The sequence below is a fragment of the Venatorbacter sp. C2-1 genome, from assembly GCF_022832715.1.
In the GTDB taxonomy this organism is placed as follows: domain Bacteria; phylum Pseudomonadota; class Gammaproteobacteria; order Pseudomonadales; family Oceanobacteraceae; genus Venatoribacter; species Venatoribacter alkanivorans.
Genome location: NZ_CP094879.1, coordinates 2566927 through 2581380 on the forward strand (window position 1 = coordinate 2566927; position 14454 = coordinate 2581380).

At 52.5% G+C, this 14454-nt stretch carries 12 protein-coding genes; 3 read left to right on the forward strand and 9 right to left on the reverse strand.

Annotated features, from left to right (window positions below):
* Positions 1 to 332: 332 nt before the first annotated feature.
* Positions 333 to 1811, reverse strand: a complete 1479-nt coding sequence (locus MT343_RS11395; protein ID WP_145470476.1) for a hypothetical protein — start codon at positions 1809 to 1811, stop codon at positions 333 to 335.
* Positions 1812 to 1973: 162 nt separating this feature from the next.
* The gene (locus MT343_RS11400) at positions 1974 to 2732 is read right to left on the reverse strand and encodes a TSUP family transporter (protein ID WP_145470474.1); all 759 of its coding nucleotides are present in this window, start codon (positions 2730 to 2732) and stop codon (positions 1974 to 1976) included.
* Positions 2733 to 2835: 103 nt separating this feature from the next.
* Between MT343_RS11400 and MT343_RS11405 the strand changes: the two genes are divergently transcribed.
* On the forward strand, positions 2836 to 3417 hold the full coding sequence (locus tag MT343_RS11405; protein WP_145470472.1) for a hypothetical protein: 582 nt from the start codon (positions 2836 to 2838) through the stop codon (positions 3415 to 3417).
* Positions 3418 to 3527: 110 nt separating this feature from the next.
* Here the strand turns inward: MT343_RS11405 and MT343_RS11410 are convergent, their stop codons facing one another.
* The 3 genes from MT343_RS11410 to MT343_RS11420 form a co-directional block, all read right to left on the reverse strand.
* Entirely contained in the window at positions 3528 to 4925 is a 1398-nt protein-coding gene (locus MT343_RS11410) for a solute carrier family 23 protein (RefSeq protein WP_145470470.1), read from the reverse strand.
* 310 nt (positions 4926 to 5235) lie between these two features.
* The gene (gene sbcB, locus MT343_RS11415; RefSeq protein ID WP_145470468.1) at positions 5236 to 6678 is read right to left on the reverse strand and encodes an exodeoxyribonuclease I; all 1443 of its coding nucleotides are present in this window, start codon (positions 6676 to 6678) and stop codon (positions 5236 to 5238) included.
* 356 nt (positions 6679 to 7034) lie between these two features.
* Positions 7035 to 8006, reverse strand: a complete 972-nt coding sequence (locus MT343_RS11420) for an alpha/beta fold hydrolase (RefSeq protein WP_145470467.1) — start codon at positions 8004 to 8006, stop codon at positions 7035 to 7037.
* Positions 8007 to 8260: 254 nt separating this feature from the next.
* Between MT343_RS11420 and MT343_RS11425 the strand changes: the two genes are divergently transcribed.
* Positions 8261 to 10987: a DUF349 domain-containing protein gene (locus tag MT343_RS11425; protein ID WP_186436014.1), complete on the forward strand. Its 2727-nt coding sequence runs from the start codon at positions 8261 to 8263 to the stop codon at positions 10985 to 10987.
* Positions 10988 to 11204: 217 nt separating this feature from the next.
* A complete protein-coding gene (locus tag MT343_RS11430; RefSeq protein WP_145470463.1) occupies positions 11205 to 11867 on the forward strand; it encodes a nitroreductase family protein in 663 nt (220 codons plus the stop codon).
* Between the two features lie 41 nt (positions 11868 to 11908).
* On the opposite strand, the gene MT343_RS11435 is transcribed toward MT343_RS11430, so the two are convergent.
* The 4 genes from MT343_RS11435 to MT343_RS11450 form a co-directional block, all read right to left on the reverse strand.
* Positions 11909 to 12499, reverse strand: coding sequence for a DUF4349 domain-containing protein (locus MT343_RS11435; protein ID WP_186436013.1), 591 nt, complete (start codon positions 12497 to 12499; stop codon positions 11909 to 11911).
* Between the two features lie 106 nt (positions 12500 to 12605).
* A complete protein-coding gene (locus tag MT343_RS11440) occupies positions 12606 to 13289 on the reverse strand; it encodes a hypothetical protein (protein WP_145470460.1) in 684 nt (227 codons plus the stop codon).
* A gap of 18 nt (positions 13290 to 13307) precedes the next feature.
* Positions 13308 to 13670, reverse strand: coding sequence for a hypothetical protein (locus MT343_RS11445; protein ID WP_145470459.1), 363 nt, complete (start codon positions 13668 to 13670; stop codon positions 13308 to 13310).
* A 69-nt stretch (positions 13671 to 13739) separates the two neighbouring features.
* Positions 13740 to 14411 (reverse strand): SDR family oxidoreductase, encoded by a 672-nt coding sequence (locus tag MT343_RS11450; protein ID WP_145470457.1) that lies wholly within the window; start codon positions 14409 to 14411, stop codon positions 13740 to 13742.
* Positions 14412 to 14454: the final 43 nt, after the last annotated feature.

Here is a 14454-nt window from a genome sequence, read left to right on the forward strand (position 1 = left end):
GAATATTGAGCTTTATATAGTTATAGGAGATAGCATCGGATGCTGCCATTGATAACAGCTATCAAAAACAGCTTTCTGACTGTTTTGATGATAAATCCAGTAAGAAGCGCAGATTAACATGTCAATTCCCGCCACTGAGCGTGATATTGAGGTTTTCCGCTAAACACTGAATCGGAAATAAAACTGATTTTTCAGTAGCAGGCTGATAATCATGCACATGGACAGCCTTATCTCTACTGCGCTCTACTGGGCGCAGGCGGTGGCGGTCAGGCGCCCCAACCGCCTGCTTTTAGCTCACTGAGCAACAGAGAAACCGGCTGTCAGCCAGGACTTCAGAACTCATCGAGTATCGCTGTAGGATTGGCTTTCAGACCATATAAATAAATATCTGAGCTGAAATTAATGCCTTTTTTCTTCTTAATTCTGAACGTTGTCTCAGAGCAACGGTGAGACAGCTGAACATGGCTATGCCGGTAATTCTTATGATTTGACGTTCTGTGGTATCCGGAATCACTGCGACTGATATCAAATACAGCGTCCTCAGGTAAACACAAGGTAACTTTACGGACATGGGTTTTTCCCGACCGGAACCGTTTAGCGTAACGCTTATGAACAGTTACCGGCATCCACTCAGGAATCAGCGATCCATCCATAATCTCAGAACACGCCATTCCCTGATACGTGCAGGCCTGAGATACCGGCGCGTCACATAAAGCAAATTTATCGGCATCTGAACACTGGGCAGTTTTTTCTTTAGCAAGATCAAAAGCCGCACGGCATGAATCTTCGATTGCTGTACCATTGTCCAGAAGATTATTCGCCAGTTGGCGGTGCAGCCACCAGTCATTCCCCATCCCCCAGAAGCGACTGCAACGCTTCTCAAGAGAAGATTGCACCTGCAGCCAGCGTGTGTAATTACGACGCTCACTTTCAACAGATAATGTTTCAAATGGGTAATCACTGACAAAAGTATAAACCGGAATAGGAGAATAATAGCTGTCATTATACAATCCGTTAACAAAGTCTATAAATTCACCAAGGCTCAGCACAATTACGCTGAAGTCAGGACCTGGGTTTAACCCACTGGTACTAATAGAAAATCCCAATTGATATTTTTTATGCTTTGAAAGCATATCCTGCTTTTCGATATCAGTGATATTGCCATCCATTATCTCAGACAGACTTTCAGATAACCGGACAACGTCGGCTTTACTGACAACAGATGATCCTTCAACCGATAACACTTTTATCCGAAAACCAGCCTGTATTCCCATCTGTATCCTGGAAATGTAACCATCCCCGCAACGATCACGGAAAGGAGCAAGCCCATTGGAATACACTGCCAAAGAGGAATCATTTAAATCAGACAATGCATTAATTGGCTTTGATATTAATTCATATACAGGTTTTAAGAACCTTCCAACGATAATACCTGGATAGTCCTCACCGTCAGCCGCCACTTCTGTAGTATCGAAATAGAGCGGGCCATCATTTAGCAGATAGCCACTCGGATCATCCCCGTTAAAATCCCAGGAAATAAACTGAAATAATTCATCGGCGTTCTCAACAACAGCAATATCTTTCCGCATTTCACGATTTAACTCGATATTCGCAGATACCATATCATCTGGATTCTGGGTCAGGCAGCGCTGAACTATGGGGGTATTTTTTATACGATCGAAAGATGCACCAAGAGCAACCAGATAAGAGGGAACCAGTGAATGATCAAAGCGCTTATTTTCACTCAAAGCCGTTGTCGCATAACATAAAGACAGCAGCATTGTTACGGCAAGAAATGGTAAGTTTTTCATCGACATCCCTGATCTCATTACGCCACGTCATTGTTGGCGCCGGCCACATTAATAGTTACATCTGTTAATTTCAAGAGAATTTCCAGTACAGGTCAGTGCAGTGTGACCATCCACAACGCCTCCACTTCCCTCTTGATTTCAGGGCCTGGCTAATCACAGGCCCTAGCCATTCTTAAGCAACAGGCTGATGCTCATGGCAATGCATACAGCAACGGTCATCAGACGGACAAACACCACGCCGCGCCGTACCGCCGTTGCCGCCCCCAGACGAGCGCCCAGCGCCTGCCCCAGCGCCATGCTTAAACCGACTATCCATGCGATCTGACCCGATAAAATAAAAATCAACAGTGAAACAACATTAGTGGTGAAATTCAGGAGTTTGGCATGTGCAGTGGCCTGCAGCATATTCATGCCACGCAGCTGACAATAACCCAGGGTGAAAAAGGTGCCGGTACCCGGCCCGAAAAAACCATCATAAAAGCCAACGGCCGGAACCGCACTGGCGTTAAATTGCCCGGCGCTCAGCCTTGCGTCTGTTTCCTGTTCTCCTGCTTTACGTGCCAGCAGTAAATAAAGAGCAATCATGATTAAGGCATAGGGCATAACCGCAACCAGCAAGGCGCTGTCGAACCACTGCACAGCCACAGCACCCGCCGCCGCCCCTGCTGCGGTCAGGGCAATACTCCAGCGCTGCCTGCCGGGATTTACCAACCCTTCACGGATAAAAAACCGGGTTGCGGTAAAGCTGCCAAAGCACGCCTGCAGCTTATTGGTGGCAATCGCCTGCACCGGATTCAGCCCGGCAACCAGCAGGGCCGGGATGGTCAGCAGCCCGCCTCCTCCGGCAATGGCATCAATAAAACCCGCCGCACCGGCCACCAGCGCTAACAAAAGCAACACATCAACAGATAACTCAGGCATAGTATTCTTTGCGGAAGATAAACATTGATTATCATACGCGAAGGCCGGGGGTGCAGACAGGGGCGCTTTCCGGCCTGCTGCGATGGCGTCAGACGGAGCCTTTATGACCTCAGATATTCACCACACCCAGGACGGTAAACCGTTAAGTCACTCCGATACGGAGAAGCGCCGGCTGGAACGTGATGCGGCCAAGCTCTTTATGCGGGCCTATGAGCGGGAATTTCATCAGCCAATCCGTCATATCTGGCATAACGAACCGGCCAAGCCGGATATTTCCTGTTATTTACAGGGCGAAGCGCTGGATCTGGAAATCGCACATTTATATGCCAGCGAGAATGAAGCCCGCATTGCCTCTGGCGACCACCCGCGGGAAACCGATCATAATCACTACCATGGCGATGACCATCTGTGGAGTTATCTCGCCGACCTCGCCAGTCTGGAAAGCGGCCGTAAACTGCACACTGCACTTAACCGTATTCTGGTGAATAAAGCGCGCAAGCGTTATCACTCCAAACGCGTCTGGCTGGTCATCCGCAATGCCAGTCCGCTGTGGAACCGCGATGATTTTTTACCCATCGTCCGCCATCTGAAACTGCCCCACCATTGTTTTGAAAAAATCTGGTTAATACCGGATTTTCCTGGCGAGCAGGAGCTGATTGAAATCAGCCGTTCTGCGGCAAAATAATCAGCCGTTCTGCGGCAAAATAATCAGCCGCCTTTATCAGTCAGAACAGTAGCGCGAAAATAAAAAGCCCCACTCCAATGAGCGGGGCTTTTCGGCACATCAATAAATACTTATTTACTTTCGGTGCTTTCCTGCGGGTCGGCGAACATAAATTCGTCTTCCGTTTTATGCTTGCCCATCAGTCTTGGGCGCTCAATCAGGAAGTACAGCAGCAGACCGATAATGACCGCATACACGGTGGATTTAGGATCCGGCATCGCCAGAGTTACCGCCACAATACCGGCCACACCGCGCTCGGTTGGATTACGCAGTTGCTCCATACCCACCATGATGCAGATATAAGCGGTCAGGATCAGCGTCAGTGACAGGGCAATCGGCAGTACCGGTTTAAACATGGTCACCAGTGGCAGACAGAACAGCGCGAGTAAACCGGTCAGCCAGAAGGTACCACCACCACTGTAGATAGAATCCATCGCTTTACGGCCCATGGCATAACGCTCGGCTACGGTTGCGTGTGCAGCCGTCCACAGCGGACCAGCCAGACCCGGCCACGGAGCGAAGAAGGCATGAATACCATTACGGATCGCGGTAACAACGTGCACGCGGTCAACGTTGGTTTCAATTTTTTCGTCAGTACGGACCTTGTCGATACGCTCAACCAGAGTAAAACCAACAATGATGTCACCAAAGGCAATCACGTACGCAATTAACGCAGTTGGAATGGCCAGCAGGAAAACATCCCAGCCCGGGAAGCCAACAGCAAAGGTCAGGTAATTAGCCATCAGAGCGAAGTCTGGCTGAGTGATACCCCACTGGATATCCGGCAGCGGATATTCACCCACAATCCAGCCGACAATCATGGCGATAATCATGCCCGGCACCATACCGAAGTTAGCAATACGACGGGCAATGGCTGACTGTTCAACGACGTTTTTAAACGACAGGGAAAACAGCACATAGGCTGAAACAACGGAACCGATAATCAGCGAAATCGGTGTCGCATCCACACGGCCACCGGTTTTTAATTCGCCCATTAAGGCGGCAATACCGGCACCGATAATAATGCCCGACTTCAGGGAGTTAGGAATCACCTGAACCAGTTTTGAACCCCAGCCGGTCAGACCGAGAATCAGGAAGATCAGCGTCACTTCAATCTGCAAAGCAAATAACGCTTTAATAGCATCCGGGCCTGGTTCAAAGCCGTTCAGAAACAGAATAACCACCGGAATCGCCGGCGTAATCCAGCCCGGAACCAGAGGTACACCCAGCAAAGCCGGCAGAATATAGCCAAGGCCCGCAATAAAGGTAAAAGCCAGAGCCGCTTCATACGGCATGCCCAGATATTTTTCCAGCAATGGAATCATGGCCAGACCAACCACAAACATTACCAGCCCCTGAATGGTTTCAGCCATTTCCCAGCGATAATGAACAAAAGGCAGTCGGATCTTAAACGGTCCGGCAGGCCAGTACGGTTGTTCGCCTCCCGGCGTACGTTGCTGCATTTGCATAAGTGCTCTCTTCCTCGTTTATTGTTGTTTGCGTCTGTTATGAGTTATCAGAGCGCGGACATTAAAGAATGAAGAAAGCATTAGCGATAGCAGTGCACACCACCTTAGTCTTAAAATTAAACCAAGGTCGTACGTATTTTTTGTCTGCGGAAAAATACTGATTTTATCCAGTGATTTTTAAGCAATAGTGCTATGCCGGAAGCAGTAACAAAAGGCAATAATTGCCAATAGATACCCATTAAAAGGTTAAAAAAAACGCCGTACCAAAAATCAGCACAGCGTTTTTTTATTGGCTGAAAGCACAGCTCAGTCAGTACGCATCGTAAGGATAAATCGACTCGGCATACACCTGCAGATCCTGAATCCACTGCAGTTTAACCGGGTCATCGGCTACCTGTTGTGCCGCCAGCTGCAGTTCACGGGCAAAGCGCTCGTAATTCATCACCGGTGAGGCCGGGTCAGTGTGCATCAGACGCGCCATACGATGCTGCTCCCAGCGCTCACGTTCGGCCTCGTTGAGAGTATCGGGAAAATTACGCGCACGGTAACGGAACAGCATTTCCTCGCCACGGCGATCCTTAAATGGTGCCGGCCAGTCGGCAAGATCCCAGGGCGATAATTCATGCACGGTCTGCATTGCCTGCTTATCGGCGGATGGGAAAAACGCATCGTACAGCTGGCTGTCGACATCGGTCGCCGGCGCAAATTCACGGCCGCTGAAGACCTGATGCAGCTTGGCAGTTAAATCGGCACCGTTTTTAATCTGCGCCAGATGACGGCGCAGGGTTTCACCGCTCAGGTTCCAGCGCGCTGCCTGATCCGGTGTCAGGGTATTGGCCGGCGCCAGCACCGGCGCTTTATTGATATGAATTTCTTTCAGCGGCAGGCGGCTCATACCCTCAGGCATATCGGCGGTGCGGGTAAACACCCGCTGCTGTATTTCTTCGGCACTTAATTCAAACAGTGGCGTTGGGTCCTGATGCAGGTCGAAGGCAATAAAGGAGTTTTTATTGCTCGGGTGCCAGCACAGCGGTACAACCACCGCCATACAACCCTGCTCAACCGGAAACATACCGGAAATATGCACCAGCGGTTTATGGTTAAGCACATCCACCAGCGCGCCGACCTGGGCTTTCTGCCGCAGACCATAGAGGTAGCGATACAGTTTAGGCTGCTTATCTTTAATCAAACACGCCAGCGCAATGGTGGCACGCACATCGGAGACCGCATCGTGCGCCTTACCATGATCCAGGCCGTTGGCCGCGGTCAGGTGCTCGAGCTTAAAGCTTTTACGGCCGTCGTCATGCTCCGGCCAGACAATACCCTCGGGGCGCAAGGCATAGGCGCAACGCACCACATCGAGTAAGTCCCAGCGCGAATTACCGCCCTGCCACTCACGGGCGTAAGGGTCATAAAAATTACGGTACAGGCCGTAACGGGTAAATTCATCGTCAAAACGAATGCTGTTATAGCCGGCGCTGCAGGTACCAGGCCGGCTGAATACGTCGTTAATGCGACCGATAAAATCGGTTTCGCTCAGACCTTTGCTCTGACAATCCTGCGGTACGATGCCGGTAATCAGCACCGCCTGCGGATGCGGCAGGTAATCGTCGCTCTGCTTACAGAACAGCTCGATGGGTTCTTCAATTTCATTCAGGTCTTCATCCGTACGGATCGCGGCAAACTGTGCCGGGCGATCCCAGGCCGGACTGGCGCCAAAGGTTTCGTAGTCGTACCAGACAATCGTATTCACACTCTTTGTTCCTAGGGCCTGTCAATACTCATTAAACAGGCCTGTTATTGGCTAAAAATTTCTCAAACAAGGCGCTGAGAGTGTGGCCTAACGGGTTAAGCAAACGAACAGCAACGCTGGATGAGGAATTTTTAGCCGTAACCCTTCGGGCTGAGGCCAGTTTTCCCCATAAACGTCGTCGCTCGTCATTCATTTAGCCCGCTACCCATCAGCCCGGAGCAGATGGGCGCGAAGCCCGCAGGGTCAGGAACATGGATGTTCCTGACAATATCACTCCTCTCTCCTTGCTCTGAGAAAAACTGGCTCTCAGCAGGTCCGGTTTACTGAGTGTCGACAGGCCCGAGGCGCCTGAAACCTCAGTCGCCGCTTGCGGTTGCTGCCGGCAGGGTAAAGATTTTGCCGGTCTGCAGGAAGCTGCGTGCATCGCGGGCGCTCTGCACCGGCAGCTCTTCCATCGGCATATGGCCGACGCCTTCGTAGGTAATCACACTGACATTGGCCAGATCACGGCGGAAACGCTCCATAATATCCAGCGGTACCCACTCGTCTTCTTCGCCCCAGATCAGCAGGGTTGGTACACGGATCTCTGCCACCCGATCACCCAGATGCGGGTTATCGCTCTGCTCTTTCATGGTACGGAATACATTCACCAGCCCTTTACGGTTACCCGGACGCAGGGTCAGGTCGTGATAACGGTGAACCAGTTTGTCGTCGACCTTGCTGTCATCGCCGTAAGCCGCACGTACATTCATACCCACCATAAAGCGTGGCATCATCAGGGTGCTCATCTCGCCGATCAGCGGCCAGGAAGCAAAATCCATAATAAACGGCATGTCCTGCGGATAACCGGCGGAATCCAGCAGAATCAGTTTTTCCACCCGGTCAGGACGGTGCAGCGCATAATTCCAGCTGATATAACCACCCAGCGAGTTACCGGCGAGAGACATCTTGTTCACGCCCAGTTTGTTCAGGAATTTATCCAGCTTGTCGACCATATAGCCGATGTTATAGCGCTCCATCTTCGGGTCCGGGCCGGTCAGACCATGAGCCGGCAGATCCAGGCGGATAATGCGGTAGCTGCCTTTCAGTTCATCCACCCAGCCATCCCAGGTGTGCAGTGATGACGCCACGCCGTGCAGCAATACCAGCACCGGGCCCTGGCCTTCATCGCGGTAATGGATCACCAGATCATCGACCGCTAAAAATTTGGATTGTTCGTTGGTGTAGTTCTGGGTCAGCTCCGACAGCGGACGCGAGCCAACGCCCATAGATGCACAGCCAGTTAAAGCCAGCAGGCTGATCATCAGCAACAGTTGGATGGATTTCATGCGATACCCCGAGGTGATTTTCTTATTGTTTTAACCAGCGATGCCTGCGCGGTGCACGTCCTTTAATGCCGACAACGCCTTGTGCCACAGCCGTGCCAACCATAAGGCAACCGACCGGGCTGAACTTTATCACAGCTGTTTTCAATCGTCTTGCGCCACTGAGCGCGCTTTCTGCGAATAACAGCCCTTCCCTATTCAGGTGCGAAGGGTACAATGACCGCGCTTTTTTTTGTGACAGTTTGGACGGAATCCCGATGGCGTTATTCAAGAAGTTTTTCAGACCCAAAGTACGGATTGAGAAGTGGCAGGATGCAAACCCCGAAGTACGCCGACAGGCGCTGCAGGATCTTAAATCACCCGACCAACTGATCACCTTCGTTAACAACGAATCCCAGGCTGAGCTGCGTCAGCTGGCCATTGCCCGCATTGATCAGCACAGCGCCCTTGAGCAACTGCTGCACAGCGCCCGTGACGATGTGCGCCAGGCCGCCCGCAGCCGTCTGCTGACCCAGCTGCTGCCAGCCAACAACGACCTGAGCCAGATTCAGGATTCGCGTTTGTTAGTGCAGATTGCCGGCCTGACCGACGACAACGAACTGCGTCTGCAAGCCATTGCCCGCATCAGCGACGAACAGGAACGCCTGCAACTGGCGCGTACCCACGCCGTTGCCAAAGTGCGTCTGGCCGCCGCTGAAGGCATCGACAGCCCGGAACTGCTGCAGCAATTACTGGATCACGCTCAGGGCAAAGACAAAGCGATTTACCGTCTGTGCAAAGACCGCCTGGCCGCTCACAAAGCCGTACAACAGGAACGTCAGGCGCAGACCGATGCCATCGATAACCTGCTGGCGCAGGCGAAATATCTGAACAAGGTCGGCTATCACCCGGAATTTAACGGCAAGCTGCAACTGCTGAACAAACAATGGCAGGAACTGCAGGCTCAGGCTGACACCACAACTGCCGCCAGCATCAATGCCGAACTGGCTCAGGCCAATGCCCTGCTCAGCGCCCACGCCGAAGAAGAACAGCGTCAGGCGGCCGCCCGTGCTGCTGCCAGCGAAGCCGCAAGCCAGCAGGAACAACTGCTGCAGCGCCTGAGTCAGCTGGCTGAAGATGCCGCCGCTGAGCCACAAACAGATATCAGCGCCGCCTTACAGCAGCTGCAGCAGGACTGGGATCAGGCCTTTCATCAGCACAAACCCGCCGCAGAACAGGCACGCCGCTTTGAAAATCAGCTGCAACAGTTACTGGCGCTGCAATCGGCCAATCAGCATTACAGCGCGCAGCAGGAAAGACTGCAGAAGTGGCTGGATACAGCCTTAGCCGATGATATGAACGGCCTGAAAAATACCGCCAAGCAGGCCCAGCAATGGCTGAAGCAACTGGCCTGGCCACAAGCCTTACCGGCCCCGGCCTGGCTGAATGCCATTCACAACAAACAGCAGCAGGCCGAAGCGGCACTGGCGCAGCTGCAACAGCAGCAACAGGCGCGGCTGAATACCCTCGACCAGCAGCTGAGTGCACTGGAACAGGCGCTGAACGATGGTCAGCTGAAAGACGCCGGTCGCCTCAGTCAGCAGGTACAGCAGAATCTGCGTCAGGTAGACAGCCAGGCTGCGCAAAGCGCTCAGCGTCAGTACCGCAGCCTCAGCGCCCGTCTGCAGGAAATGCGCGACTGGCAGGGCTTTGCCACCACACCGAAAAAAGAAGCGCTGGTCAGTGCCATGGAAGCCCTGATCAATGCCGATATTGATGCCGGTATTCTGGCCGACAAAATTCACGCCCTGCAGGAAGAGTGGAAAACCCTCGGCCACGCACCGGCCGATCAGGCACTGTGGGAGCGTTTTCAGGCCGCCGGCGATCAGGCTTTCGAGCCCTGCCGTGCCCATTTTGCCGCCATTGCCGAACAGCGTAATCGTAACGTTGAGCTGCGCCAGCAACTGACTGCGGAGCTGCTCAGCTACGAAGCGGCGATGGACTGGAGCAACGCCGACTGGAAAACCGTGCAGAAAACACTGGATGCCGCGCGTGAAACCTTCCGCCAGTATTCACCGGTAGAACGTAATGCCCACAAGAGCACTCAGGAAGCTTTCCAGCAGGCCTGTGATGCCATTTATGGTCACCTGAAAGCCGAATATGACCGCAATCTGCAGGCCAAACAGGCACTGGTAGATAATGCCGCAGCACTGATTGAGCAGGACGATCTGAGCGGCGCCATTGATCAGGTCAAACAGCTACAACAGCAATGGAAAGCGATTGGCGTAACGCCCCGTAATCCGGATCAGAAACTGTGGAAGCAGTTCCGCAGCCACTGCGATGCGGTGTTTGCCCGTCTGGACGAAAGCAAAGCCGAACGTAAGGCACAGCTCGAACAGGTTATCAGCAACGCTGAGGCACTGGTGCAACAGGCCGCTGAACTGCTGAACGGTGCCAGCGAAGCGCAATTACCACAACTGCGTGAAGCCCTGGCCGACATCAAACAACAGTTCTCAGCACTGGAGCTGCCGCGCAGCGCCCATCAGCGCCTGAGCAAACAGCTGCAGGACCACGAGCAGCAACTGCAGGACCTGCGCCAGCAGCAGCAGAAACAGGCTGAACAGGCACGCTGGGCCGGCCTGATCAGCCGTCTGCAGAACCTCGGCGCCGACGATGCACAATGGGCAGAAGCCAGCAGTGCTGCCCTGCCACAGGGCTACGACGAAGCACTGTTCAGTCAGGCCCGTGAAAACAGCAGCAAAGCCGATGAGAGCGCGCAGGATTTATGCATCCTGATGGAAATTCTGGCCGACAGCGACAGTGCCGACGCCGATAAAGCACGCCGTATGGCACTGCAGGTTCAGCGTCTGGCCGAAGGCTTAGGTAAAGGTCTGACCCCGGCGCAGGAACGTCAACAACTGGTTGAACGCTGGCTGAATGCCAGTGGCAACCGCGATGCAGCCCTGCAGCAGCGTTTTATTCAGGCACTGCAGGCCAGTCTCTGAGCCGCTGCCCTGAAGCATAAAAAATAAGGCCTGCGGCGGCACTGCGCCGCCGTAGGCTTTTCCGTTATCATCCCCCCCTGCTCTCCGCCTTACCCTGCAGCTCCCTCTCAGTTACTGTCTTTATCTGACTCCTTTTCTGGCACATCTGCCCTGCCCGGAAAACGCGTTCACTGCTAACATCGGGTTCATCTGTTTACTGATAATAAGAGACTGAACGATGTCCCTGAGCGAAATCCTTAATTCCCGCTACTCTGTCCGTGCTTTTAAAAAAGATTCGGTCGAGCAAAGCATCCTCGAAGAAGTATTTACCGCCGCTCAGCGCGCGCCATCCAACTGTAATGTTCAGCCCTGGCAGACCTATGTGGTATCCGGTGCGAAAAAAGATCAGCTGAAAAACCTGTTAATCGGTACGGTCATGAAGCAACAGCAACCGGAGCCGGACTTTAACTGGAAGGTCGCTTATGAAGGCATTCACCGCGAGCGCCAGTTCGGTTCAGCCAATGCTCTGTACAGCTCGATGGGTATTGCCCGTGAAGACAAGATGAAACGCAACATGGCGATGCTGCGTAACTGGGCATTTTTTGATGCACCGCACGTGGCTTTTTTCACCATGGATACCTATCTCGATATTATGGGTGCGGTTGATGTGGGGATTTATGCGCAGACGTTAACACTGCTGCTGAAAGAACGCGGTATCGACAGCTGTATGCAGGGTGCGCTGGGACAATTCCCGCAGCCGGTGCGTGAATTCCTTGAATTACCGCAAGGCCGTGGTGTGCTGTTCGGTATGTCGTTCGGTTATGCCGATGAAAATGCCGACGCCAATAAAACCCGCACCGACCGTGCTGCACTGCAGGATGCAGTGACTTTTGTCAGCTGAATAAAAAAACCGCTGCGGCAAGCCGCAGCGGTTTATCTTTTTTATTCAATCACAAATAATTTACCGACAGCCCAATACAAACCCCAGCCGATATAACCCAGCGGCCCCAGAGTCACTTTCTTTTCCAGCGTTACGCGGATTTCCGACAGCGCGACCTGCTGGCGCAGGACTTTGCGGCGGCCTTCATAGGTATCAATTTCAGTCTGCAGGCGGCTGATTTCTTTTTCAATCACCAGAATATCTTCGATCTTTTCTGCCCGGTTGAGCAGCACTTTCATGCGTTCACGCAGGGCAATCAGGTTGGCCAGTCTGGCTTCATAATCAACAATTTCGCTGGTGACATCCTGAGTGCGGATATTCTGATCGCTGACCTCTCCCAGAGTACCCAGACGCTGAACGGTTTTATCAAACTGAACCTCAGGTACACGCAGCGACAGACGACGGGTTTTATCGCCTTCATCGTAAGACGAATCGACATACCCTTCAGCCTCGTTCAGTACCGCCTTAACACCCCCAGATGCAGCGGCAATATCGTCAACTACCAAGGTCATCGATGCGGATTTGATGATCAGGCGACCATCCACCGGCGCTTGCGCCTGCTCAGCTGCGTCATAGCTAATATGCTGATTCATCGGAGCAGCACAGGCCGACAACAGAAATACGAAAACAAGCAGAGGGAGTTTAAAAAACAGATCCGGATATTTCATAGAGTCCTTTACGAATAACGGAGAAAGAATATTAAGGGGCCGGGCTGCTGACCACCGGATAGGCTAACTCGCCCCAGTCCTGATGCTGGGCTTCCAGCATTATATCGACAAACACCGGCACCAGCGTCTGCAGAAGATTGGCGCCGTCGATTACCTGCTCGCGGTTAACCCGGCTTTTATAAGTCGCACCGCCACGCACCACCTGATTATGCAGAACGAATAATCGGTCGAGTACGATGGTGAGTAATTCGGGGACTTTTTTGCGGCTTAAGCAATTCAGCGCGGCAACTGAGGATTCATCAAAGGCTTTACGCCAGTCATCATTACCGGCGCGCTGGCTGACCCAGAACGGCGCAAACACAAAAGGGTTTTTCAGCAGGGCTTTAACCGGCCCGGAATACTGATGCCAGAGGCAATGGTAGATTTTGTTGTGCTGATCAAAACTGACCAGCTGCTGCACAAAACGCTGTACGGCGTGCTGATCTTCCAGCGGCTGACCGCCAACATCCACCGAACAACAGGCACTGAAGGCGATCCAGCCACTGATAAAACGGAGATCATCATCGTCCTGTTGTGCCTGTGCCGCCTGCAACCAGCTTAATGCCCGGTGCAGACGGGTCGAATGCAGCTCATTCAACAGATCACGCTGCGCACGCAGACGTTCTTTTAAAACGTCTGCGTTAATGGCGCCCGGCTCTGTGACTGAAACAGTCATCGCTCTGTTAAACCCTGCTCAGCCGCAGCAGTTCTCATGACCATCCGGAAAATCGATGGCCATATAGATGGAGCTTTGCGGGAATTCGGCCGGATAAGCCATATAAAAATGCGTGTTCTCATCGGTTGGCCACCAGCAGGAAGCTGCACGGGGTACATCGGCCAGGGTAATACGCTCAATACAGTACTGCAGGTTCAGACCCTGAGTTTCCGGGAAAATCTCAGCAAAGTCTGCCGGAAAACCTGCTTCAACGGTGTTCAGCTTGTCTTCGATTTTCAGTTCACGCAGTTTCTTTTCCCATTCCGGGTCCTGGCTGCATTCAACAAAAAAATCGGCCAGATAACGACTGTGGAATTTCTTGGTGATACGACGGTTAGACATGTTCTGTTCCTGTTATTTGTGTGTGCTTTCTGCCATATCGGCAGAAAGCAGAATCAATATGCGCTGTTGTTACCAGGGAAGGGGCTGGCCATTGGAATGCCAGAAACCACCCGTGTTGGACAGATTCAGCTCATCAATACGGGCTGCCAGACCTTCTGCCGCCTGCGCCGGAGTAATATCACCATTAAAGCCAACCATACGGGTCTGAACAAACCCCGGATGCAGCTGCGCTACAGCGATGCCGCGCGGCTCCAGATCAACGGCCAGCGATTTACCAAAAGCATTAAGAGCTGCTTTGGAGGCGCGGTAACCGTAATAACTGCCGGAGGTGTTATCGGCAATAGAGCCCATACGACTGGTAATATTGGCGATTTTGCTGCCTTCGCCCATAAATGGCAGTAAAGCGCAGGTCAGTTTCAGCGGCACAATAGCATTAATATCCAGCTGCTGCTGAATGGTATCGAAATTCATTTCTTCCAGAGTTTCGTTACAGAACAGACCAGCATTATTGATCAGAATATCCAGCTCGCCTTCCAGTAATTGTTCAAGAATACTGGTGACCGCAAAAATGCTTTCATCGTTGGTCAGATCAATACCACTGATGACCTGATCGGCAATATCTTCCAGCTCATCGCTGGTTTCACGGCAAACACCGGTCACGGAATCCCCGCGGGCGGCATACAGCTTCGCCAGCTCCAGACCAATTCCCCGGTTTGCACCGGTAATTACTACATTTGCCATCAGGGCCTCCTGGTATTGGGTGTTCGTTGGCGTTTATACGCGA